We start from the raw sequence: 21,447 nt of genomic DNA, 5'->3' as shown, positions 1-21,447 counted from the left end.
TTGGATGCCCGGGATGTGCGCCCCGCGAGGTGACAGTCGAACTGCCTAGCCTGGCTTGTAGAAGATGTGTTGTGCGGTTTCGTACGTCTTGGTGTAGCTCGCGGCCCAACTGGGCGAGGCATTGCGATGGTGAAAGAACATTGCGCCCCGGGTGGCGTCCTTCAACTGCCGGTTGAGCGCCTTGCGGGCGATCTCCTTGGCCTCGGCGTAGGCCTCCACCTCCTGCGCCTGGTCGGGGCGGCCGTCGCACCACCACGAGAACTGGCAACTGCCCGTCTCGGAGCCCTGCATGACCACGCCGCATACCGTACTGGGGAAGCCCTCATGGCCGAGGCGGTTCATCACCACGTTGGCGACAGCCTGCATATCGTCGACATTCTCGCCCCGGGATTCCCAGTAGATCGAGCGCGAAAGGCAGGTAATCGCATCGTCCAGGGGCGCCTTGCCGGCCGGGTCGACCGCCTGCACCCCGGGCTGCGTGAGCAGATTGGCGGGGGAGGGCGGCCCTCCTCTGCCTTCATCGGAGGCGCGGTGCTCGAGAATCTCCGCCTTCTGCTCGGCGATGGCCGCCCTCTCCGCTCTCTCCGTTGGATCAGCCGCGCCGGCCTGTCCCGCGAGAAGAAGGGCGATGGCAAGAAAACCTGCCCAACCTGTCTGGCGCATGGTCGAACCTCTTGGTTGATCGAGCCGGCATATACCCGTGGCTGCCCGAAGGCGGCTGCGCTTGCCCGCATGGCGTGAGCCATCGCTCATCCCAGCCCGGTCGTGCTGCGTGGGGGCCGCTCGTTTCTCGACACACCCAGTGTAGCGTGAGGTGATCCGGCTTGCCGGTGGCCACCGTTGGACACATTGCGCCGAGAATTCGTGCAAGGCCTGGAGATTTTCCGCCTAAGCTGAAACGAGGCGAGGGAGGATGCCATGAAATGCACGGTAGCGGTTGTGCTGTGGATAGCGTTAAGCGGCCAGGCGATAGCCGAGGTCTACAAGTGCGCGGCCGAGGGCGGCCATACGATCTATGCGGGCGAGCCGTGCGCAAGCGATGCCGCCAGCGTGGAGCTGCCGGGGATCACGGTGACCGCCACGCCGCCGCCGACACGCCTGCCGGAGCCGGTCGAAACCGGGCGGGAGGCATCGCGCAACCCGCAGGGCGCAGCCGGGGAGGTGGATCTCCACGTCCAGCAGGTCCAGGGCGAGAATGTCGACCCCTTCCAGTGCCTTGCCGCCCGGGAACGCCTGGACAGGCTGCAACAGCTTCGCCCCGTGGATTGGAAGTCCGACGCGACGGCTGGCGAGTACCAGCGGATCATCGATCGCTACTGCACGTCCCTGGAGCCTCGCTAGGCAGCGCGCCAGCCCGAGCCGAGACGGCCCGTCAGTTGCTCGAGATGGGCGTCAAGGGCTCGTCGTCCCTGTCGGGATCGTGCACGAACGACGCCAGGAGCGTGTTGCTTTCCTCCATCACCTGGGCATCGCCCTTGACCTCGATGATCACGTTGTCGAGCTCCACCACGCCATCGATGGCGGTGGCCGAGAGACGCAGACCGAATCGGGGCTCATCAAAGGTATAGAGAAATTCATGTCGCGCCCCCTCGCCGAGCATCCTCAGTCCGGCTTCTTCGCAGCGGAAGTCGGAGGCCTCGATGCGCAGGCTTTCCTCCTCCCCGCCGACGTGCAGCGTGACAGCGCCTTCGAGTCTCAACGGCATGACGAATCCTCCCGTGGCAAATGTCTTCAGCGTAGGCCAGAAACGCTTTTCTGAGGTTGGAGAGTGCATTACCGGATGGTGCAGCTACACCTGCGCGGCGATGCGTCCGACCTCGGCAATGATCCCGTTGCGGGCCTCGACCGACACCGAAGGCATGTCGCAGTAGGCCATGACGATCACCGCGCCGCGATCCATGGGCCAGGCAATGGCGATGTCGTTCGAGGTGCCGCTGCCGTTGGTGCCGGTCTTGTCGCCAACCAGCCAGGACGCCGGCAAGCCCGCCCGAAGCCGCGCATCGCCGGTCTTGTTGGCAATGAGCCAGGCGGCCAGCTGGGCGCGCGAGGCCTTTGAGAGCGCCTCGCCCACGAACAGTTCATGGAAGTTCTTGCTCATCGCCGCGGGCGTCGTGGTGTCGCGTTCATCGCCGGCGTGTTCGTGCTCGTTCAGATCGGGTTCGATGCGATCGAAGCGGGTGACATCGTCGCCCAGCGAACGGGCATGGGCGGTCAGGGCGGAGGGCCCGCCGAAGCTGGCCAGCAGCAGGTTTCCGGCGGTGTTGTCGCTCTGCGTGATGGCCGCCTCGCAAAGTGCCGCCACCGTCATGCCGGAACCGCCGACGTGATGCTCGGTGACCGGCGACCAGGTCACCAGATCCTGATGCGAATAGACGACGCGCCGGTCGAGCCGCTCTTCGCCGCGCTCGACCCGGGACAGCACCAGCGCCGCCGCGAGCACCTTGGCGGTGCTGGTCAGCAGGAAGCGCTCATCGGCGCGATGCCCGGCCTGGCGGCCGGTAGCGACATTCATCATCGCCACGCCCAGGCGGCCACCGTGGGCACGTTCCAGCTCGGCCAGGCGCGCTTCGATGGCCTGGCCGGGCTGCGGCGGTTGCGCACTGACCGGGAAAATGGCCACTGCCGGCACGGTGAGCAGGGAGGCGGCAAGGAGCCGGCGACGTGAAATCCGGATTGTCATTCTTGTGTCCTGGTAGGAAATGATAAGAAACAACGGGGAAACGATAGGTCGGTGACAGGAGAGACGCGGACTGAAAATACCGCCGTCGGTTTTGCGAGCGCAAGCGAAGAGCGCGCCATGTTCATGTCCTGAAGATGAGCCCTAGAGCCTGTCTAACCAATCCTGTAGAAGCCCTTTTCAGGCACTCGCTCCCCTTAGGTCATACACTGAAGGGATAGGCGGTAACTTCAAAAGGACATGGAACGCCGCCTCAGGGTGGTGAGACAGGGAGAGTGACATGGCGAAGGTTCCATCCACCGGCACGCTGCCGACGGCGAGTGTCCGGGAGACGCTGGCGATATTCCGCGACATTCTGGTACCGACCCTGGCCAAGGGGGCGATCATCCGCCGGCCCAAGGTGGTAGGAATGTCGGAGCGCCTGGGACTGGACGGGCGCGCCGTACGGCGCTTGCAGCAGCTCAGCGATACCCATGGCAGCGGGCCGTTGTTGGTGCGCACGCCCTATAAGACGCTGGCGCTCGTGCTGGATCCCGCCCACGTTCATCGCGTGCTGGAGGATACGCCGGAGCCATTCACTCCCGACGAGAGCGCCAAGCGCAGTGCACTGTCTCACTTCGAACCCGAGGTGGCCCTGATTTCGCGGGGCAGTGAACGTACCGAGCGCCGCCAATACAACGAGAAGGTGCTGGACATGGCCCATGCGGTACATCGCATGGCCGAGCGCTTCCTGCCGGTGGTCGATCAGGAGGCGCAGACGCTACTCGATGCGGTGCAGCGCCAGGGCGGCACGCTGGACTGGGACATGTTCATCGAAGCCTGGTTTCGCGTGGTGCGCCGGGTGGTACTGGGGGATGCGGCGCGTGACGACCATGAATTGACGGACCTGCTGGCCGATCTGCGCGCCGCCGGCAACTGGGGGTTCGCACGGCCCAAGCGCGACCAGTTGAACGAGCGTTTCTTCGCCCGGTTGCATGCCCATCTCGAGCGGGCCGAGCCGGGCAGCCTGGCGGCGGCGATGGCGCGCACCCCCGCCAACGGCAAGACGGCGCCGGAGAACCAGGTGCCGCAGTGGCTGTTCGCCTTCGACCCGGCCGGCATGGCCACCTTTCGCGCCCTGGGATTGCTTGCCGCTCACCGCGGCCACGCGGAGCGGGCGCGTGCCGAGATCGCCGAACACAAGGCGGAGCCCCAGCCCGAACTCAATTTCCTTCGCGCCTGCGTACTCGAGTCGCTGCGGCTATGGCCGACCACGCCGATGATGCTGCGCGAGAGCACCCAGCCGACGCACTGGGAGGCCGGCGCGATGCCGGCTCGCACCTCCATCCTGATTTTCACGCCCTACTTCCACCGGGACGACCGGCATCTCGATTACGCCGATCGTTTCGCCCCCGAACTATGGCTGACACCCCGCGATGCCGGAGATTGGCCGCTGATTCCGTTCAGCGGCGGTCCCGGGGTCTGCCCGGGGCGTCATCTGGTGCTGATGCTGACCAGCCGCATGCTGGCCAGGCTGATCGAGCATCGTGAGGTCCGCCTCGAACCGCCCGAGCGGCTTGATGAGCATCGGCCGATGCCGGCGCTGCTCGACAACTACACGCTGCGCTTCCAACTGGACGAGAGGCCTACGCTGCCGCCCCGGTGAGGGCGGTGGGTTCAGGCCTTAATGTTCGGGAGCGTGTTCAGGACCTCTGCGCCTCGGCGAACGGCCTGCGGCGGCAACTTACGGTTTGCCCTTGTGCTCCGCCTGCTCTTTCAGCCAGACGGCATCCATCGCCTGGATCGTGTCGACGAACTCATCCGCCTCGACGGGAAGCTCCTGCGCTTCGAGATAGGACTGGATGTCGCCGAAGGGAATCGGATACGGCTGGGGATCGGTCGAGCGCGTCTTGGACAGCGTGGCGAAGGCCTTCAAGAACCAGAGCTCGGTCTCGTCGAGGTTCGCCATGTCGTCGCTGTCGTTGAACGCCTCACCGCTGCCGACACTATCGCGCACGATATCCATCAGGGTCTGCTTGCGCTGCTCCGCAACCGGCGTCTTGGCGGACATGTCGTTCAAGGGTTTGCGTTCCATGCTTCGGGCTCCTGTCGGCTGATTGACGTGCAGTGATATCCACGAACACAGCATAGCCAGTCTGCGGGGTTGGGCAGACCGAACATGAGCCAGTCTGCGGGGCCGGGCGTGACGGGATGGCAGGACACCATGCCAGACCTGCCCTACAGTGAAGAAAACCGTAATCAGGGAGCCCACCATGCCGACTTACGAACTCGTTGTCTGGGAAGTGCAATCAGGCGAAAGGGTCCGCAATCGCGAACCGATGACCATCGCGCTCGAGTCGCCGCCGGCCGTCGGTCAGGAGTTCACCGCAGACGAGTTGCCGGCGCTCGAGGAGCAGGATGTGCACTTTCCGGTAAAGGTGACGGCGATCACCGACTCCGACCTCGACCAGTACGAATGCGCCATTCATGTCGAGGAGAACCCTCAGGGGCTGGCCGGACCGGGATCGGCGGCCCCCCAGTTCAATAACGACTAGCGCAGTAACGGCTAGCTCTCCAACACGCCTCGCAGGGCATCATGCCTCACGGCCTGGCGCCCGACCGGCCCTTCTCGGCCAGACGGAAGTCTGGCCGTTCTCGATGTCTGTCTTCCAATGAACATATAACTGTCACCGCGTTGAAAGAATCGCTGCCTAGAGTCGTCGGCACGTTTCGAACGATCACGTTCAGGGTTGGATGATGTTCGTTCGATCACGTGATGCCCCGGGTATTGGTACGCAAGCGCCGATGCCATCCACGTGTACCGCGATCTCCAGGAGTTCTCATGCAACGCTCTTCGCTTTCGTCCGTCACCTTCGGCGCCCGTCGTACGCAATTGATGCTGGGTCTCGCCGCTGCCGCGCTGCTGGGCGCATCGCCGGCCCGGGCCGCCACCCAGATCGAGTGGTGGCACGCCATGGGGGCCGAACTGGGGCAGAAGGTCGAGGAGATAGCCGCCGACTTCAACGCCAGCCAGGACGACTATGTCGTCAAGCCGGTGTTCAAGGGCAACTATACCGAGACGATGACCTCCGCCATTGCCGCCTTCCGTGCCGGCAAGGCGCCGCAGATCGTGCAGATCTACGAGGTCGGCACCGCCACCATGATGGCCGCCCAGGGCGCTATCGTGCCGGTACACGAGTTGATGGAAGCGCAATCGGCGAGCTTCGATCCAAACGCCTATCTGCCCGCCGTCTCGGGCTATTACACCGATCCCGACGGGCAGATGCTGTCGATGCCGTTCAACTCGTCGACACCGGTGATGTACTACAACCGCGACGTGCTGGCCGAGGCCGGTGTCGATGAGGTACCGACTACCTGGCAAGGGCTTGGCGAGGCTCTCGGGAAGGTCGTCGATTCCGGCGCCGCCGAATGCGGCCTGACCACTACCTGGCCCTCCTGGGTGATGCTCGAGAACTACTCGGCACGCAACGATATCCCCTTCGCCAGCCAGGCCAACGGCTTCGAGGGGCTCGATGCGCGACTGCAGTTCAACCGGACCGCGGTGGTCAATCATATCCAGCGTCTCAAGCAGTGGCAGGACGATGGGCGTTTCGCCTATGGCGGGCGCTACGACGATGCCGCGCCCAAGTTCTACTCCGGCGAATGCGCGATGCTGATGGGCTCCTCCGCCAGCTATGCCGGGGTGCGCGAAAGCGCCAAGGACTTCGCGTTTGGCGTCGCGCCGCTGCCCTACGATACCGAAGTCACCGACACGCCCAACAACACCATCATCGGGGGTGCCTCGCTGTGGGTACTCAGCGGCGCGAGCGACGAGCAGAAACAGGGCGTGGCACGCTTCTTCGAATACCTCTCCTCGCCCGAGGTTCAGGCCGACTGGCACCAGTTCACCGGCTATCTGCCGATCACCACCGCCGCCGCCGAACTGACCCGCAGCCAGGGCTTCTATGAGCAGAACCCGGGCACCGACGTGGCGATCCGGCAGATGACCGGCAGCGAGCCGACCGCCAATTCCAAGGGCATCCGCCTGGGCAATATGGTGCAGATCCGCGACGTCACCAACGAGGCGCTGGAGAAGATCTTTGTCGGCCAGATCGGTGTTCAGGAAGGCCTCGACCAAGCCGTCGAGCGCGGCAACGCCCTGCTCGAGAAGTTCGAGCGCGCCAACCGCTGATCGTTACGCGGCCCGGCCTTCCGGGCCGCATGCCCTCCGATTGCCCGTTGTGCAGGATACGTCACGCCATGACCCATTTCGCGCGTCACCGTCTGACGCCCTGGCTGCTGCTGGCGCCGCAGCTGCTCATCGTTGCGGTGTTCTTCTTCTGGCCCGCCGGACAGGCCATCGAGCAGGCCTTCTATATCGAGGATGCCTTCGGGCTGTCGCGCGAGTTTGCCGGGCTGGCGAATTTTCTTGCCGTGCTCGGCTCGCGGGAATATCTCGACGCCCTGTGGACCACCGTGGTGTTCTCGCTGGCGGTGGCCTTCGGCGCCATGGGGATCGCCTTGTGCCTGGCGGTACTCGCCGACCGGGTCCTCAAGGGCGACAGCGTCTACAAGACGCTGCTGATCTGGCCCTATGCCGTGGCGCCCGCGGTGGCGGGGGTGCTATGGCTGTTTCTGTTCGATCCCACGCTGGGGCTGCTGAGCACGCTGCTCGAGCAGTGGGGCATCGACTGGGATCACAACCTCAACGGCAACCAGGCGCTGCTGCTAGTGATCGTGGCCTCGATCTGGAAGCAGATGAGCTACAACTTCGTGTTCTTCCTCGCCGGTCTGCAGGCGATCCCCCGGAGCCTGCTGGAAGCGGCCGCCATGGACCGGGCCGGCCCCTGGCGGCGTTTCTGGACCATCACCTTCCCATTGCTGTCACCGGTGAGCTTTTTCCTGCTGGTGATGAACGTGGTCTACGCCTTCTTCGAGACCTTCGGCACCATCGATGCGACGACTTCCGGCGGTCCGGGCGGGGCGACACGCACCTTGGTGTACAAGGTCTACGAGGACGGCTTCGTCGGCCAGGATCAGGGGGCGAGTGCCGCCCAGTCGGTACTGCTGATGCTGCTGGTCGGCGTGCTGACGCTGATCCAGTTCCGTTACGTCGAACGCAAGGTGCAGTACTGATGCGCTATCACCGTCCCGGGCTGGATGTGGTCAGCCACGTGTTGCTGATTCTCGGTTGCGGCCTGTTCTTTCTGCCGGTGTGGGTCGCCGCCACCGCCAGCACCCACCAGCTGGGCGACCTTTACGCCCATGTCGCGCCGCTGTGGTTTGGCGAGGCCGGGCTTGCCAACTATGCCCGGCTGCTTGGCGATCCGGTCCGCAATCTCGGCGCGGACGTCATGACACTGCTGTTCAACTCGATGGTCATGGCGCTGGGTATCGCCCTGGGCAAGATCGCCATCTCGATTCTTGCCGCCTACGCCATCGTGTTTTTCGACTTTCCGCTGCGTCGGCTGTGCTTCTGGCTGATCTTCATCACGCTGATGCTGCCGGTGGAAGTGCGCATCCTGCCGACCTTCAAGGTGGCTGCCGATCTCCATCTGCTCGACAGCTACGCCGGGCTGATCCTGCCGCTGATCGCCAGCGCCACGGCCACCTTCCTGCTGCGCCAGTTCTACCTGACGATTCCGTCCGAGCTGGTTGAGGCGGCGCGCATCGACGGGGCCGGACCATGGCGCTTTCTGCGCGACATCCTGCTGCCGTTGTCGAAGACCAACATCGTCGCGCTGTTCGTGATCATGTTTATCTACGGCTGGAACCAGTACCTGTGGCCGCTGCTGGTCATTACCGATGCCGACTATCTGACCATTGTGGTCAGCTTGAAGCGCCTGCTGACGACCGGCGATGGCCTGGTGCCGTGGCAGGACGTGACGGCGACCACGCTGCTGGCCCTGGGCCCGCCGATTTTGGTGATCCTGATCATGCAGCGTTACTTCGTCAAAGGCCTGGTCGAGAGCGAGAAGTAGCGGCCGCCTTAGGCGGATGGCGCGCCCCAAGAGCACGACTGAAGAGAGAACGACATGGCAACCCTGCGCCTCGCAGCCCTGAAGAAGCGGTACCCCAACGGCTTCACCGCCCTGCACGGCATCGATCTGGAATTCGACGACGGCGAGCTGATCGTCATCGTCGGGCCTTCCGGCTGCGGCAAGTCGACCCTGTTGCGCATGCTGGCGGGGCTGGAAACCGTCAGCGAGGGAACGCTCGAGATCAACGGGCGGCGGGTCAACGAGCTGGAGCCCGCCGAGCGCGACATCGCCATGGTGTTCCAGAACTACGCCCTCTACCCGCACATGAGCGTGTTCGACAACATGGCCTACGGGCTCAGGAATCGCCGCACCCCGAAAGACGAGATCCGCCGCCGGGTCGCGGCCACCGCCGAGCTGCTCGATCTGACCCCGCTGCTCGAACGCAAGCCGCGTCAGCTGTCCGGCGGACAGCGCCAGCGCGTGGCGATGGGGCGTGCCATCGTCCGCGAGCCCCAGGTGTTCCTGTTCGACGAGCCGCTGTCCAACCTCGATGCCAAGCTACGCGTGCAGATGCGCCTGGAGATTCGCCGCCTGCAGAAGCGTCTGGGCATCACCTCGGTCTACGTGACCCACGACCAGACCGAGGCCATGACCTTGGCCGATCGCCTGGTGGTGATGAACGCTGGCCGGGTCGAGCAGGTCGGCACACCGATGACACTCTACGCGACGCCGGCCAGTATCTTCGTCGCCGGCTTCATCGGCTCGCCGGCGATGAATTTTCTGAACGTGCAGGTCGACGATGCCGGCCTGCTGATGTTGCCCTGCGGCACTGCGCTGGAACTGGGCGTGCCGGCGGCGGTGGACACCTCGCTGACCCTGGGCATTCGCCCCGAGCATCTACTGGTTCTGGCTCCCGAAGAGGCCGTGCCGCAGGGCGCGGCCGGTCTCAAGGTCCAGGTCGAACTGGTCGAGCCGCTGGGTGCCGACACCCTGGCCTACACGCGCCTGACGGGACAGGCCGCGCCACTGGTGGTGCGCCTGGACGGTGAACGGGCGGTACGCGAAGGCGAGTCGCTGCGCCTGGCGCTGGCGCCGCAGCGCGCCCATCTGTTCGGTGCCGACGGCCGGCGTCTGGATAGTGCCCCGCCCGGACCTGCCACTGAATCCCGGCCTGCCGCGCCGGCACACAAGGAAACTCCATGACTGTACTGAAGCGTCGCCGCACTCCCCAGCTGCCTCGAGTCATTGCCCATCGTGGGCATTCCGCACATGCCCCGGAGAATACCCTGGCGGCCATCCGCGCCGCTCATGCCGCGGGCTGTCGTTGGGTCGAGCTCGATGTTCAGCTGCTCGGCGATGGTACGCCGGTCCTCTGGCACGATGCCGATGTGGGGCGCTGTTCGAATGGTGCGGGCCGGCTGCGCGATCTGGAGCTGGACACGGCACGCCGGCTCGACGTCGGCAGCTGGTTTCATTGCCGCTTCGCCGGCGAGCGTATCGCCACCCTCGAGGAGGCTCTGACGCTGCTGGCCGAGCTGGACATGGGGCTGAACCTCGAGCTCAAGCTGAGCCCGGGGCACGCCGCCGCGGCACTGGTCGACACGACGGTGGCGATGGCGGTGGCCGCACTGCCGCCGGAGCGGCTGTTGCTGTCCTCGTTCTCGTACGAGGCGCTCGAGCTGGCGCGCGACCACGATGCCGATGTCGCCCTGGGGCTGCTCTGTGGCACGCTCCCGCGCCACTGGCGCCGGATGGCCGAGGCCATCGCCGCCTTCGGCATGCACGTCAACTGGCTCGCCATGACCCGGCGCGCGGCGGCCGAAGTGGCGGCCAGCGAGCATCGCCTGTTGTGCTATACCGTGAACAGGGCCGAGAGCTTCGCGCCACGCTGGGCCTGGGGCGTGGATGCGGTGATCAGTGACGATCCCGGACTGTTCGACGCCAGCGCGCCGCTCTGGGCGAGCCAGCAGCGGGCCGGCTGAATGGAGGCCCGCGCCACGGACTCGGGCGACAAGGCGCTGAACCCCCGCCAGCGCTACGTTCTCGAGCAGCTCACCTGGCATGAGCGCCTCGATGTCGAGACGCTGGTCACGGCGCTGGGCGTGACGCCGCAGACCATTCGCCGTGACCTGAGCGATCTTTGCGAGCGCGGCCTGGCGCGGCGTCGTCACGGCGGCATCGCCCGCCCCGCGAGCGGCCATAATCTCGGCATCGGCCAACGCGAACAGCTGGCGCTGACCGCCAAGTGCCGTATCGCGACGAAGGCCGTCGAGACGATTCCCGATGGCGCGTCGCTGATGCTGGGAATCGGCAGCAGCGTGGCGGCGGTGGCCGAAGCGCTGCTGGTTCGCGAGCGTCTGAGAATTCTGACCAACAATCTGCAAGCGGCCCGGGTCCTGGCAGACCATGCCGGTGCCGAGGTCTACCTGGCCGAAGGGCGGATGCGCGGACAGGACCTGGACGTGGTGGGCAGTGCGACGGTAGCCTTCTTCGCTCGGCATCATGTCGATATTGCGGTGCTCGGCTGCGGCGGGCTGGACAGCTGCGGACTGCTCGACTTCGACCCCGAGGAGGCGGCCGTCAGCCGGACGCTGCTGGCCCACGCTCGCCATCGGCTGCTCGTCGCCGATGCCACCAAGTGGGGACGCGCCGCCATGTGCCGCATCGCGCCGCTCGAAACGATCGACACCTTCGTTACCGACCGCTGGCCCACTCTGCCGGACGCGCGCGAAGCGCTCGCGCAGGCGCCGCTGACCCTGCGGTTGGCCGGCCCCGGCATATCCTGACGCTGCCGATCCTGAAGAGACCCGAGGACCCGACCGACTCATGCAACCCTTCGCCGACTGCCCTGCCGAGACCCTGCGTGGCATCCGCTATCTGCTCACCGACATCGACGACACTCTGACCGAGAAGGGACGCCTGCACGCCACGACGCTTGCCGCCCTGGAGCGGCTGAGTGCGGCGGGCATCGCGGTGATTCCGGTCACTGGCGGTTGCGCCGGCTGGTGCGATCACATCGCACGGGCCTGGCCGGTCGCGGCGGTGATCGGCGAGAACGGCGCCTTCAGCCTCCGCCTCGACGGGCAGCGCCTGCTGACCACCTGGTGGGAGGACGAGGCGCGCATGCATGCGAACCAGCGTCACGTCCTGGAGGTGGCTCAGCGTCTGCTCGAGACGCAGCCCCGGGCGGCGCTGGCCCAGGACCAGCCCTACCGGCGCTGCGACGTGGCCATCGACCACAACCAGGCCGTCTCGCTCGACGCGGCACAGATCGAGGCGTTGATCGCCGGCTTCCGGGCCGCCGGCATCCAGGCTCGGGCCAGCTCGATTCACGTCAACGCCTGGCGCGGCGACTTCGACAAGGCGCGCATGGCGGTGCGCCTGCTGGTGGAGACCTTCGGCCTGGAGCGCATGCAGCTGGAAAGCGATGTGATGTACATCGGCGACGCCCCCAACGATGCGCCGATGTTCGCCACCTTTCGGCACACCGTCGGCGTCGCCAACCTGATCCGCCATCGCCACCGGTTGAACTGGAAGCCGGCCTGGCTGACGCAGGGCGCCTTCGGCCGGGGCGTGGAAGAGGTCGCCGATGCGCTGCTGGCGGCGAGGCAGTTCCATCGCGGCGGCTTTTAGGATATCCGCGTGTCCAGCGATGGCTAATCTGCCTGTCGTGAACCGTGCGGCGTTGTGGCGGGCCGCCAGAAGACCGCATCCGTGCCTGGTGCCGTACCGGTCAGCAGGGCGGCCTGTATCAGATCGAGGCCGCCATCCACATCCAGTAACAATCCACTTAACTGGCAGGTGCCTGCTAGCCTCTGCCCGTAAATGAGCATGTCGAAATCGACCCAGTCTCCTTCTCGGGGTCGAAAGTAGCGATTGCTGAGATAGCCGCGAGAATGGAGAAAGCACAGTCTTCTGCTGGAGGCTTTTGCCTTTTGGCTTCTTCTTAGGTGATTCACTGTTTTTACTCCGAAAAGGCCGTCAAAACGGTGTGATGCGATCTGTAGTCGTTAATCACCCGACCGCAAAGAAACCCGACATGGAAGCCGACACCGGCTTGAATTCATGCGCCTGGTGCGTGGTATCTCTACGGAAAACGCTCGCGCAAAACATCGGCATTCCGGCGAAATCAACCGGAGAAGTACGTCTTATTAAGGATAAGAGGGAAAGCCAGCCTACTGAAGACCGTTGGGTAGTGCCTCGGTCATCATTATCTTCCCTGATAAATGAAGCGATATTTTAAAATTAGTAACGCATTGTGCCGGGGTCAAGGAGGCTTGAAAGGCTTCAACGAAACACGCCCGCCAGTGTCACGTCATGGCCAAGGGCAGCGAGGCCAAGGACAGCGAGGTGTCATGAAAACCGCACTCGATCGGATCGTGAGAATCATCGTGTCGGCAAGACACCGTCGAGACAGGTCCTGCCAGGCAGGCGAAGCCGGCTGCTCTATATCGCCTTTGTCGTCTTCGGGCTCGAGGCGTTGTTCAGCAACTGCGCCGCCGTCTGGCGCAAGGGCGTGATCTGCCGGCAGATCAGCGTCAACTGGCTCTGTACCAGGCGCTGGACATCGTCGCCTCCGTCGGGCAGCCGGTCGAGCCGCTCGGCGAGGGTATCCGGGGCCGGGACGAAATCGGCCAGCGGCTGACGCAACTCGAGCGTGCGGGCAATCGTGTCGAGATAGTCGATCAGTGTCCTGAACGCTTCTTCCAGCACCGCGTCCTGCAGCGTGCCCTCGAGGTTGTGGCGATGAGCGCCCAGCGTCGAGAGGTACCCCAGTACGGTGTGCTCGATGACCAGAAAGCGCACGCCATCGTCGGCGCTACGCCGGTAGTGGCCGGGCTCGAGCAGCATGTTCGAGATCTTCGTCGACAGGGCGGCGTCGGCATTGTGGGCGTTGCGTCGCGCCAGACGATAGGCCAGGTCATCGCGCTTGCCGGTCTTGTACTGGCGCATGATCTCGCCCAGGTAGTCGCGACTGGCGGCTACCGCTGCCGCGGCTTCGCGGTTGAGCCGCCGGCCCTGCCAGTCGGGCAGAATCAGCACCACCGCCAGCCCGGCGATGAGCGCCCCGATCAGCGTGTCGAGAAGACGCGGCAGAATCAGCCCGAAGCCGTTGCCGACCTGATTGAAGCAGCACAGCACCAGCAGCGTGATCGCCGCGGTCGCCAGGGTGTAGTGGCTGGCGCGGGTGGCGAAGAACAGCACCCCGGCCAGTACCGCGATCATCGACTGTAGCTGGGGATAGGGAAACAGCGTGATCAGCGCCCAGCCGGCGATCAGACCCGCCACGGTGCCGACGATGCGCTGGCGCAGGAAGCGGTGAGTGGCGCCGAAGTTGGGCCGGCACACGAACAGCGTGGTGAGCAGAATCCAGTAACCCTGGGTGGGGTGGATCAGCTTGAGCACGCCGTAGCCGACCACCAGCGCCGTGGACAGGCGCAGCGCATGGCGGAAAATCGGCGAGCGCGGCTCCAGGTGGCGGCGGATGCGTCGCCAGACGTCCCTGAGGCCATGGGGAGAGCGGTCGAACAGCTTGCGGTCGCCGTCGGCGGGAATCACCTCGGGGTTATCGGCGCGGGCCAGCTGACGTTCCAGCTCGGTGAGATTGATCGACAGGGCATTGAGCGAGCGCAGCAGCCGCCGGCGCTCGGAAGACGTCTCGGTGGCCTGGGTATGCAGGTATTGCAGTGAGGCGTTCAGGTCGCTCAGGGCCTGCTCGCTGGCGCGATGGTCGAAGGGGCGGCGCAGCAGCAGGGCGCGAGCCAGTGCCCGGCACGCCTTGCCCTGCTGCTTGAGCAGGTGATGGCAGCGGAACAGCACGTCGCTATGAAAGAAGGTCTCGGCCAGCGCCGCATAGTGGTAGTGCGTCGAGCTGGCCCGCTCGTGGATATCCTGGGCGATGAAGTACAGTCGCAGGTAGCGGTCGAGTTTACCGCCGCTGCGCTGGCCCTCGAGACGGCTGAAGATCATCTCCTTGGTCTGGTTCAGGGCCGTGACGACGCGTCCGTTCTGGCGTGCCAGTGCCACGCGGCGCTCCTCGAAATCGACCTCGCGAACCGGCTCGAACAGGGTCGACTTGATGATCAGATAGTCGCCGAGTTCGTCGAGCAGCGTGGCCAGGCTCTGCTTGACCGGCTGATGCGTGAACAGCGCGTGCCAGAGGATCGACAGCACGCCGTACCAGGCCGCGCCGGCGACCAGCAGCGCCGGACCGTGCCAGAGATTGTCGGGCGACGCCCCGTGGCGCTGCTCGATGCCGATCATGGTGTAGATGGCGAGAATCAGCGTCGCCGAGGCGATGGTGGCGTAGCGCTGGCCGACCGCGCCGAGCATGATCATCACGAAGGTGGAGGCCCCCAGCCCGACGGCGAACAGCCACGGACGATCGAACAGCAGCTCGACCGACAGCGAGGCGACGCTGAAGCAGAGCAGGGTGACGATCAGCGCCCGGGTCCGCCCCTGCCAGCTGTCGTCGGTTTCCGCCAAGGCGCTGGCGATGACGCCGAGAAACAGCGGGATCATGACGCCCATGTCCTCCTGCTGCCAGCTCCACAGCATGGCGCCGCCGAGGGCGATGAACACACGCAGGCTGTAGGCGAACTTGTCCAGTGTCCACAGGCGCCGAAGCGACAGGGGTAAGGCGGCGGTAGTCATGCGAGGCATAAGATCAGCACCGAAACGAAACATGGCGGCCGATGACGGCAGTCGGACGAACAGGGTAACAGCATACTACCAAAGTCTAATGACATGGCACGTCGTCGATGGACATGCCATCCGCACGCAGGGCGATAGTTACCGGCTCCTGGCGAATTCGACAGGCTTCGGCCAACCTGAAGCGAATGACAGGCTCCGGCCGGGAAGGCTGGATGCCGTTCGCTTTTTGCCGCTTGCAGGGAACGCCATGAATCACTCTCGCCCGTTACTGTCGTTCGATCCTTTCAGCGCCGGTCGTGCGTCACGCGTGACGGCGGCTGCGCTCAAGCCATGATCCTGCTCGTCGGTGCCACCGGGTTCATCGGACGTCATCTGCTGCGTGCCCTGCAGGCAGCCCGCTATCGAGTGATCGCTACCTCGCGTCGCGGTCGCGGCCCCGGGTTGCCCGGCGTGGAATGGCGAGCGCTGGACCTCGCTCGGCTGGGCGACGATTCGCAAGCCTTCGCCTGGCCCGACGGCGTCGAGGTGGTCATCAATGCGGCCGGCCTGCTGAGCAGCAATGCTGACACGCTGAGTGCCGTGCAGGACCGGGGCAGTCGGGCGCTGTTCGATCTTGCCGCCCGCCATGGTGCCCGGGTCGTGCAGTTCTCGGCCCTGGGCGCCGGCGATCAGCCGGACGTGCCCTTTCTGGCCAGCAAGGCGCATGCCGACGAGCATCTGCTGGCACTGGGCATTCCCGCCGTGGTGCTGCGCCCGTCGCTGGTCCTCGGGCGCGGCGGGGCCAGCAGCGCCTGGATGACGCAGCTGTCACCCTGGCCGCTGGTGCCGCTTCTCGATATCCGCGCCCGGGTCCAGCCGGTGCACGTCGACGACCTCGTCGCGGCGGTACTGGCCCTGCTGAATCGATGGCCGGACGCGCCTTGCGTGCTGGCACTGGTCGGCCCCCAGGCGTTGCCCCTGCCACGGCTGATCGACCGGCTGCGAGCTGCGCAGGGCTGGCGCCCGGCCTATTACCTCCAGCTGCCGCGGCCCCTGGCGGCAATGGGGGCGCAGCTGGGCGACCGCCTGGGGTGGCGCGCGTTGAACACGCAGACCGTGACACTGGCACGTCGCGACAATACCGCCTCTCCCGAACCTCTGGCCCAGGCGTGCGGCTTTCGCGCCGCGCCGCTCGAGGCGCGCCTGAACGACTGGCCGAGAGCCGCCGAAAGCGCTACGGCGGCGCTGCGTCCGGTCTTCCTTGCGGTGCTTGCCGTGATCTGGCTGGGGACGGCGCTGGTCTGTCTGGGGCCGGGGTTCGACTGGGGGCTGCGCATCATGGCCGAGGCGGGCGTGAGCGGCACGCCGGCCCTGCTGGCGGTCGTCTCCGGAGCGCTGCTCGACGCCTTGCTGGGTATCGGCCTGTTGTGGAGACGCTTCAGGCGCTGGGCGCTGTTGGCCCAGCTGGCGCTGATGCTGGGCTACATGCTGATCATCACCGTGCTGCTGCCGTACTACTGGTTCGATCCCTTTGCCGCGGTGGGCAAGAACGCGGTACTGCTGGTCGCGACACTCTGGCTGCTCTGGACGGAGCCACGGACGGACTGAGCCGGGTCTCCACGACACAATCGCAACATACGGGGCGTTCGCGATGAATCTGTATCTGCTGATGAAGACGCTGCACATCCTCTCGTCGACCCTGCTGTTCGGCACCGGACTGGGATCGGCGTACTACACGCTGCGCGCCTGGCGGGGCGGCAATCTGGTGGTAATGGCGGCGACCTTCCGCTATCTGGTCACCGCCGACTGGCTGTTCATCGCCACCACGGCGGTGTTCCAGCCGTTCAGTGGCTTGGTGCTGGTGCACCTGGCCGGCTGGCCGCTGACCCAGAGCTGGATCATGTGGAGTCTGGCGCTGTACGTGCTGGCCGGGGCCTGCTGGCTGCCGGTGGTGTGGCTGCAGATACAGGTCCGCGATCTCTGCGCCGAGGCGTTGCGCGACGGCCAGCCGATACCGGCACGGGTGGAACGCTACATGCGCATCTGGTTCGCGCTCGGCTGGCCGGCATTCGCCGCCTTCATCGTGATCTTCTACCTGATGGTGGCCAAGCCGGCCTAGCAGCCCCTAGTGGGTAGCCTAGGGCTGTTGAGGATTGGCGAGCCGGCGGCCCAGTTGCGTGTCGATATCGCTCTTGCCGTTCGCCGAGAGCTTGAGAAAGGGCACCTGCAGATCGCTCAGTGCGGCAGTGGTGGTGGCATCGAAGATCTCCAGATCGCTGTCCTGACAGTAGAGCAGAGCGACGACGCCGTGGCGACGCGCCAGCGAGGGCGCCTCGCTCGGATAGTAGACGCGTACCCCCTCGACGAGGGTAGCGTGGTTCCAGGGGTAGTCGTTGATCAGCGCCCGCACCTCGTAGCGCTTCGACTTGGCGATCAGCGCCTGGAGTCGATAGTGCTCGTAGCTCAGCCCACAGATCACCACGGGGGTGGCGGGGCGGCCTTTATCGAGTCTGGCAAGCGTGCGCAGCCGATCGAGAAGGGATTTCATGTGCCGGGTCTTCTAGCGGTTGACGTCATCGCCATCATCCTTGGTCTGTAGCCTGTCATGCATGATGGCACTCACGGCGCGGCCAAATGCTGACCGCGCGAATCAGACTATCGTTCGCCGATGCTGGTATTAGGGTCTGTTGACGTTTCAGCGCGAACCGCGTTGCAACGCCGCATGGCGCCATTTGACGCGCAACCTCAGCGGCCCCACCCGAAGGGCCGGGCCAGTTTTCGCACGGTGCTGCGTTATTCGTCGTTCATTTGAAACATTCAAACCACTCTCCTCATGCCTTGCCCCGCACAAAAACTGGCTCCGGCGCGGCCGTGCATGAAACGTCAACAGACCCTAGCTTTAGCATCTTCCTGGCGGCGGGGGCAACGTTCCCAAACGGGCCGATCTCGGGAAGTGACGATCATCAGCCTGGCGGTTGATGGCCGGTTTCAGTGAGGCGATTCCCCCTCCCAGTCTCGCGGCAGCACCAGATTGAGAATGATCGACACCAGCGCGCCGGGAATCAGCCCGGACTCCAGCAGCACGCCGATCTGTTCGGGAACGCCTGCGTAGAGCTCCTTCTGGGCGGGCACGCCGATGGCCACGGCCAGCGATACGCCGACGATCAGCATGTTGCGCTTGTTGAACTCGGCGCGAGCCAGCATCTTCACACCGGCACTGGCGATCATGCCGAACATGATGATCACGGCGCCGCCGAGCACCGCGGCGGGAATCGACGACACCAGCGCCCCCAGCTTGGGAATCAGCCCCGCGCAGACCAGGAAGCCGCCGCCGATGGCGACGACGTAGCGGCTGGCCACGCCGGTCAGCGCGACCAGGCCGACGTTCTGGCTGAAGCTGATCTGCGGGAAGGCACTGAATAGCGCCGCCAGGCTGCTGGCCAGACCATCGGCCATGACGCCGCCGGAGAGCTCGCGTTCGGTGGCCTCGCGTTCGGTACCGCCGATCGCGGTGCCCGAGATGTCGCCGATGGACTCGGCGCAGGTGACCAGCGCCATCAGCGTGATGGCGAGGATCGCCGCCGGATCGAAGGAAAGTCCCAGCGCCAGCGGCATGGGAAACTGGAACCAACTGGCCTCACCCACCTTGGACAGATCCAGCAGCCCCAGCGGCGCGGCGACCACGCAGCCCGCCAGGATCCCGATCAGCACGGCCGCCTCCGACAGAAAGCCGCGCGCGAACTGGTGGAAAGCGACGGTGATCACGAACACCAGCAGCGCCAGCAGCAGATGATGCGGAGCGCCGAAGTCCTCGGCACCGTAGCCGCCACCGACGTAGGCGAAACCCACCGGCAGCAGCAGCAGGCCGATCATCAGCACGAAGGTGCCCGCCACCACCGAAGGGAAGAACACGCTCAGGCGCTTGTAGAACAGTCCGACGGCGGCCATCGCCAGTCCGCCGATCAGTGAGGCGCCGAGTACCGCATCGATGCCCTGGCTGGCAGCGACCGGGATCATCACCGGCACGAAGCCGAAACTGGTGCCCATGACGATGGGCAGGCGCGCGCCCACCGGGCCGACACCCAGCGTCTGCACCAGGGTGGCGACGCCGGCCACGAACATGGCCATCTGCACCAGAAAGGCGGTATCGGACCCGGACAGCCCCACGGCGCCGGCGATGATCAGCGGCACGGCGGCATTGCTGACGAACATCGCCAGGACATGCTGTATCCCCAGGGGAATGGCCTTGCGCAACGGCGGCAGGTAGTTGACGTCACGCAGCCGTGCGCGATCGCCGATGGCGTCGGACGGTGCGGCAGCCGAGGGAACGGCGGGGTCGTGCTTCGGATTCATGGAGTCTCCAGCAGGCCAGGGGGGCTTTCCAAGGAATCCATAACGTACACAGTTATCGTGTACGAACAATAGCGCTTACGGCTAATCCCGGGTGCGCCACCCGCGTCCCGCTGTCATGACAGGCGGCGGGACGCGCCTATCCCAGCCAGCGCGACAGGGTGCGCTCGGCGCGCTCGCGGACGTCGTCATCGATGTACATCGCCACGGTCACCAATGCCGCGCCGATGGCGCTGGCATCGTCGGCATAGCCGGCGGCAGGAATCAGATCGGGAATCGCGTCGAGCGGTGAAATGAAGTAGCCCAGGGCGCCGATGATGGTGGTCTTGGCCCATAACGGCACATCGGGGCGCTGCAGGACGTAGTAGAGCTGTAATACCTTGAGAGCGAGCTGACGACCCCCGCGACGGCCGAAGCGGGCCAGCTTGTGGCTGAGCCGGGCATCGGAATAGGCGTTTCGATAGGGCGTCGTATCCGGGATATTGTCGTGGGCCATGGGCACGCTCCGGTCGGAAGATCGTCTCCGCTCGGGAGAGAGCCGTCAGCCTAGCGCGAATCCTGGTCCGGCGTGAAGCCCTCTGGCTGGGCCTTGGGCGCAGGGTACGGACTGAGATGCCACGGTATACGAGAGCTGAAACGGAAAGCCTCAGCCATGGCAGGCACGCGTGAAGGGCGAGGGAGCGGAGCGGGCCCTGTCGGCAGCCCGTTCGCGGCGCTTGCCGAAGCGCTCCCAGGCCTTCTCGTGGAAGAAATAGGCCACCGTGTTGACGGCAGGCTCGACCATGGCGATCAGGCCGCCCAGCACCCAGCTGCCGGTCATGAGATAGGTAACCGTGAACGCCACGGAGAAGTGCACACAGGCAAAGGTCAGGGTCTTGATCACGGAATACGCTCCAATGGAATACTCAATGCCTCCATCCTACGCAGCGTATAGCCAGGGCTAAATGTAATTGATTTTATATTTTTGATAGAGAATTTTTATAAGGCCTCTGCCTGACGGGGGAAGAGAGCCGCGAAACGTCTTCGACGTGTACCGGCTTTCAGGGCGCGGGTCCTGCGGCGCCAAGATAGTGCTTGTGCCAGTAGCGGATATCGAGCGACGAGGTCGTGACGTGGCGCCCACTGCCCGGGGCATGAATCATCTGGTTATCGCCCAGATAGATGCCGACGTGAGTGGCCTTGGCCCGCGAGCCGAAGAACAGCAGGTCGCCGGGACGCGCCTCGTCACGCCGGGGGAGCTGGTCGAACTGGGCGCGCGCCGTGCGTGGCGTGTTGATGCCTGCCGCCTGATAGACCATCTGCACCAGGCCGGAACAGTCCACCCCCGCGGAGGTGTTGCCGCCATAACGATAGGGGGTGCCGAGCATCTGCCGGGCGTTGGCGAGAATCAGCGCACGTTCGATCGACAGATCCTGGGCCGTGATGGCCGCATCGTCTCGGGTGCGCAGCTCCGGCCCGGCGCACCCGCTCAGGAACAGCGCCACCAGCAGACCCAGCCACGGAAAGCATCGGCGAAACCGCTCCTGTCGTGTGAAGCCTGCTCCCCCTGCATGGGGGAAAGTTGCCATGCCTGATGCCATAAAGGTTCCTCGTGCGACTCAGCCGATGGTATGGCTCGAGTGTAGCGAAAAGCACCGGCAGTGGCTGCCAATCAGTTCGTACATGGCCATGCGAAGCGACATCTGACCCGAGGCCGCCCGTGATGGCGAAGGGCGGCATCAGGCCCTGCCTGAAGAGCAATTCCTTCCTGACTGAAGAGTAGCCGCGCTCGCCAATTTGGATAAGCCCGGGACAGGGGCGAGGCGTCGACGCGCTTCGTTGCGGTGC

Annotated in this window: 22 protein-coding genes; 12 read left to right on the top strand and 10 right to left on the bottom strand. The window is 65.3% G+C overall.

Annotation, left to right across the window (positions count from 1 at the left end; genetic code table 11):
* Positions 1-45 precede the first annotated feature (45 nt).
* Complete coding sequence (locus tag ACYQ12_RS18470) at positions 46-663, bottom strand: cell wall hydrolase (protein ID WP_459874433.1); 618 nt, start codon at positions 661-663, stop codon at positions 46-48.
* Between the two features lie 255 nt (positions 664-918).
* Here ACYQ12_RS18470 and ACYQ12_RS18465 point away from each other — a divergent pair, with 255 nt between their 5' ends.
* Entirely contained in the window at positions 919-1,341 is a 423-nt protein-coding gene (locus ACYQ12_RS18465) for a DUF4124 domain-containing protein (RefSeq protein ID WP_459874432.1), read from the top strand.
* A gap of 31 nt (positions 1,342-1,372) precedes the next feature.
* Here ACYQ12_RS18465 and ACYQ12_RS18460 read toward each other — a convergent pair whose 3' ends face one another.
* Positions 1,373-1,705: a hypothetical protein gene (locus tag ACYQ12_RS18460; RefSeq protein ID WP_459874431.1), complete on the bottom strand. Its 333-nt coding sequence runs from the start codon at positions 1,703-1,705 to the stop codon at positions 1,373-1,375.
* A gap of 84 nt (positions 1,706-1,789) precedes the next feature.
* The gene (gene bla / locus ACYQ12_RS18455; RefSeq protein ID WP_459874430.1) at positions 1,790-2,680 is read right to left on the bottom strand and encodes a class A beta-lactamase; all 891 of its coding nucleotides are present in this window, start codon (positions 2,678-2,680) and stop codon (positions 1,790-1,792) included.
* A 277-nt stretch (positions 2,681-2,957) separates the two neighbouring features.
* On the opposite strand from bla, the gene ACYQ12_RS18450 reads away from it, so the two are divergent.
* Positions 2,958-4,322 carry a cytochrome P450 gene (locus ACYQ12_RS18450; protein WP_459874429.1) on the top strand — a complete coding sequence of 455 codons (1,365 nt, stop codon included), beginning with the start codon at positions 2,958-2,960 and terminating at the stop codon, positions 4,320-4,322.
* Positions 4,323-4,400: 78 nt separating this feature from the next.
* Here ACYQ12_RS18450 and ACYQ12_RS18445 read toward each other — a convergent pair whose 3' ends face one another.
* A complete protein-coding gene (locus ACYQ12_RS18445; protein ID WP_459874428.1) occupies positions 4,401-4,751 on the bottom strand; it encodes a hypothetical protein in 351 nt (116 codons plus the stop codon).
* Between the two features lie 178 nt (positions 4,752-4,929).
* Here ACYQ12_RS18445 and ACYQ12_RS18440 point away from each other — a divergent pair, with 178 nt between their 5' ends.
* The 8 genes from ACYQ12_RS18440 to ACYQ12_RS18405 all read left to right on the top strand — a co-directional run bounded on the left by ACYQ12_RS18440 (position 4,930) and on the right by ACYQ12_RS18405 (position 12,270).
* Positions 4,930-5,211, top strand: a complete 282-nt coding sequence (locus tag ACYQ12_RS18440) for a hypothetical protein (protein ID WP_459874427.1) — start codon at positions 4,930-4,932, stop codon at positions 5,209-5,211.
* Positions 5,212-5,498: 287 nt separating this feature from the next.
* Complete coding sequence (gene ugpB / locus ACYQ12_RS18435; protein ID WP_459874426.1) at positions 5,499-6,848, top strand: sn-glycerol-3-phosphate ABC transporter substrate-binding protein UgpB; 1,350 nt, start codon at positions 5,499-5,501, stop codon at positions 6,846-6,848.
* Between the two features lie 68 nt (positions 6,849-6,916).
* Positions 6,917-7,792 carry a sn-glycerol-3-phosphate ABC transporter permease UgpA gene (gene ugpA / locus ACYQ12_RS18430; protein ID WP_459874425.1) on the top strand — a complete coding sequence of 292 codons (876 nt, stop codon included), beginning with the start codon at positions 6,917-6,919 and terminating at the stop codon, positions 7,790-7,792.
* Entirely contained in the window at positions 7,792-8,637 is an 846-nt protein-coding gene (gene ugpE / locus ACYQ12_RS18425; protein WP_459874424.1) for a sn-glycerol-3-phosphate ABC transporter permease UgpE, read from the top strand. Before ugpA ends, ugpE begins: the two co-directional genes overlap by 1 nt.
* Before the next feature lie 54 nt (positions 8,638-8,691).
* Positions 8,692-9,840 carry a sn-glycerol-3-phosphate import ATP-binding protein UgpC gene (locus ACYQ12_RS18420; RefSeq protein WP_459874423.1) on the top strand — a complete coding sequence of 383 codons (1,149 nt, stop codon included), beginning with the start codon at positions 8,692-8,694 and terminating at the stop codon, positions 9,838-9,840.
* Entirely contained in the window at positions 9,837-10,619 is a 783-nt protein-coding gene (locus ACYQ12_RS18415) for a glycerophosphodiester phosphodiesterase family protein (protein WP_459874422.1), read from the top strand. Before ACYQ12_RS18420 ends, ACYQ12_RS18415 begins: the two co-directional genes overlap by 4 nt.
* Positions 10,620-11,423 (top strand): DeoR/GlpR family DNA-binding transcription regulator, encoded by an 804-nt coding sequence (locus tag ACYQ12_RS18410; protein WP_459874421.1) that lies wholly within the window; start codon positions 10,620-10,622, stop codon positions 11,421-11,423.
* A 40-nt stretch (positions 11,424-11,463) separates the two neighbouring features.
* The gene (locus tag ACYQ12_RS18405) at positions 11,464-12,270 is read left to right on the top strand and encodes an HAD-IIB family hydrolase (RefSeq protein ID WP_459874420.1); all 807 of its coding nucleotides are present in this window, start codon (positions 11,464-11,466) and stop codon (positions 12,268-12,270) included.
* Between the two features lie 813 nt (positions 12,271-13,083).
* Here ACYQ12_RS18405 and yccS read toward each other — a convergent pair.
* The gene (gene yccS / locus ACYQ12_RS18400; protein ID WP_459874554.1) at positions 13,084-15,291 is read right to left on the bottom strand and encodes a YccS family putative transporter; all 2,208 of its coding nucleotides are present in this window, start codon (positions 15,289-15,291) and stop codon (positions 13,084-13,086) included.
* Positions 15,292-15,621: 330 nt separating this feature from the next.
* Between yccS and ACYQ12_RS18395 the strand changes: the two genes are divergently transcribed.
* Both ACYQ12_RS18395 and ACYQ12_RS18390 read left to right on the top strand, forming a co-directional pair.
* Entirely contained in the window at positions 15,622-16,878 is a 1,257-nt protein-coding gene (locus ACYQ12_RS18395) for an SDR family oxidoreductase (protein ID WP_459874418.1), read from the top strand.
* A 43-nt stretch (positions 16,879-16,921) separates the two neighbouring features.
* Entirely contained in the window at positions 16,922-17,389 is a 468-nt protein-coding gene (locus tag ACYQ12_RS18390; RefSeq protein WP_459874417.1) for a DUF2269 family protein, read from the top strand.
* 18 nt (positions 17,390-17,407) lie between these two features.
* Here ACYQ12_RS18390 and ACYQ12_RS18385 read toward each other — a convergent pair whose 3' ends face one another.
* The 5 genes from ACYQ12_RS18385 to ACYQ12_RS18365 form a co-directional block, all read right to left on the bottom strand.
* Positions 17,408-17,818 (bottom strand): hypothetical protein, encoded by a 411-nt coding sequence (locus ACYQ12_RS18385; RefSeq protein ID WP_459874416.1) that lies wholly within the window; start codon positions 17,816-17,818, stop codon positions 17,408-17,410.
* A 440-nt stretch (positions 17,819-18,258) separates the two neighbouring features.
* Positions 18,259-19,623, bottom strand: coding sequence for a uracil-xanthine permease family protein (locus tag ACYQ12_RS18380; protein ID WP_459874415.1), 1,365 nt, complete (start codon positions 19,621-19,623; stop codon positions 18,259-18,261).
* Positions 19,624-19,759: 136 nt separating this feature from the next.
* Entirely contained in the window at positions 19,760-20,116 is a 357-nt protein-coding gene (locus ACYQ12_RS18375) for a YkvA family protein (RefSeq protein WP_459874414.1), read from the bottom strand.
* A 150-nt stretch (positions 20,117-20,266) separates the two neighbouring features.
* Positions 20,267-20,503, bottom strand: coding sequence for a DUF2061 domain-containing protein (locus ACYQ12_RS18370; RefSeq protein ID WP_459874413.1), 237 nt, complete (start codon positions 20,501-20,503; stop codon positions 20,267-20,269).
* A gap of 157 nt (positions 20,504-20,660) precedes the next feature.
* The gene (locus ACYQ12_RS18365; RefSeq protein ID WP_459874412.1) at positions 20,661-21,188 is read right to left on the bottom strand and encodes a C40 family peptidase; all 528 of its coding nucleotides are present in this window, start codon (positions 21,186-21,188) and stop codon (positions 20,661-20,663) included.
* Between the last annotated feature and the right edge of the window lie 259 nt (positions 21,189-21,447).

It is taken from the genome of Halomonas shantousis (assembly GCF_054654615.1).
This window is presented reverse-complemented; position numbering and strand designations above follow the sequence as displayed.

What these genes read in the sequence shown, in the direction of transcription:
- ACYQ12_RS18470 (WP_459874433.1), bottom strand. Translation starts at nt 663, where the DNA reads ATGCGCCAGACAGGTTGGGCAGGTTTTCTTGCCATCGCCCTTCTTCTC.
- ACYQ12_RS18465 (WP_459874432.1), top strand. Translation starts at nt 919, where the DNA reads ATGAAATGCACGGTAGCGGTTGTGCTGTGGATAGCGTTAAGCGGCCAG.
- ACYQ12_RS18460 (WP_459874431.1), bottom strand. Translation starts at nt 1,705, where the DNA reads ATGCCGTTGAGACTCGAAGGCGCTGTCACGCTGCACGTCGGCGGGGAG.
- bla (WP_459874430.1), bottom strand. Translation starts at nt 2,680, where the DNA reads ATGACAATCCGGATTTCACGTCGCCGGCTCCTTGCCGCCTCCCTGCTC.
- ACYQ12_RS18450 (WP_459874429.1), top strand. Translation starts at nt 2,958, where the DNA reads ATGGCGAAGGTTCCATCCACCGGCACGCTGCCGACGGCGAGTGTCCGG.
- ACYQ12_RS18445 (WP_459874428.1), bottom strand. Translation starts at nt 4,751, where the DNA reads ATGGAACGCAAACCCTTGAACGACATGTCCGCCAAGACGCCGGTTGCG.
- ACYQ12_RS18440 (WP_459874427.1), top strand. Translation starts at nt 4,930, where the DNA reads ATGCCGACTTACGAACTCGTTGTCTGGGAAGTGCAATCAGGCGAAAGG.
- ugpB (WP_459874426.1), top strand. Translation starts at nt 5,499, where the DNA reads ATGCAACGCTCTTCGCTTTCGTCCGTCACCTTCGGCGCCCGTCGTACG.
- ugpA (WP_459874425.1), top strand. Translation starts at nt 6,917, where the DNA reads ATGACCCATTTCGCGCGTCACCGTCTGACGCCCTGGCTGCTGCTGGCG.
- ugpE (WP_459874424.1), top strand. Translation starts at nt 7,792, where the DNA reads ATGCGCTATCACCGTCCCGGGCTGGATGTGGTCAGCCACGTGTTGCTG.
- ACYQ12_RS18420 (WP_459874423.1), top strand. Translation starts at nt 8,692, where the DNA reads ATGGCAACCCTGCGCCTCGCAGCCCTGAAGAAGCGGTACCCCAACGGC.
- ACYQ12_RS18415 (WP_459874422.1), top strand. Translation starts at nt 9,837, where the DNA reads ATGACTGTACTGAAGCGTCGCCGCACTCCCCAGCTGCCTCGAGTCATT.
- ACYQ12_RS18410 (WP_459874421.1), top strand. Translation starts at nt 10,620, where the DNA reads ATGGAGGCCCGCGCCACGGACTCGGGCGACAAGGCGCTGAACCCCCGC.
- ACYQ12_RS18405 (WP_459874420.1), top strand. Translation starts at nt 11,464, where the DNA reads ATGCAACCCTTCGCCGACTGCCCTGCCGAGACCCTGCGTGGCATCCGC.
- yccS (WP_459874554.1), bottom strand. Translation starts at nt 15,291, where the DNA reads ATGACTACCGCCGCCTTACCCCTGTCGCTTCGGCGCCTGTGGACACTG.
- ACYQ12_RS18395 (WP_459874418.1), top strand. Translation starts at nt 15,622, where the DNA reads ATGATCCTGCTCGTCGGTGCCACCGGGTTCATCGGACGTCATCTGCTG.
- ACYQ12_RS18390 (WP_459874417.1), top strand. Translation starts at nt 16,922, where the DNA reads ATGAATCTGTATCTGCTGATGAAGACGCTGCACATCCTCTCGTCGACC.
- ACYQ12_RS18385 (WP_459874416.1), bottom strand. Translation starts at nt 17,818, where the DNA reads ATGAAATCCCTTCTCGATCGGCTGCGCACGCTTGCCAGACTCGATAAA.
- ACYQ12_RS18380 (WP_459874415.1), bottom strand. Translation starts at nt 19,623, where the DNA reads ATGAATCCGAAGCACGACCCCGCCGTTCCCTCGGCTGCCGCACCGTCC.
- ACYQ12_RS18375 (WP_459874414.1), bottom strand. Translation starts at nt 20,116, where the DNA reads ATGGCCCACGACAATATCCCGGATACGACGCCCTATCGAAACGCCTAT.
- ACYQ12_RS18365 (WP_459874412.1), bottom strand. Translation starts at nt 21,188, where the DNA reads ATGGCAACTTTCCCCCATGCAGGGGGAGCAGGCTTCACACGACAGGAG.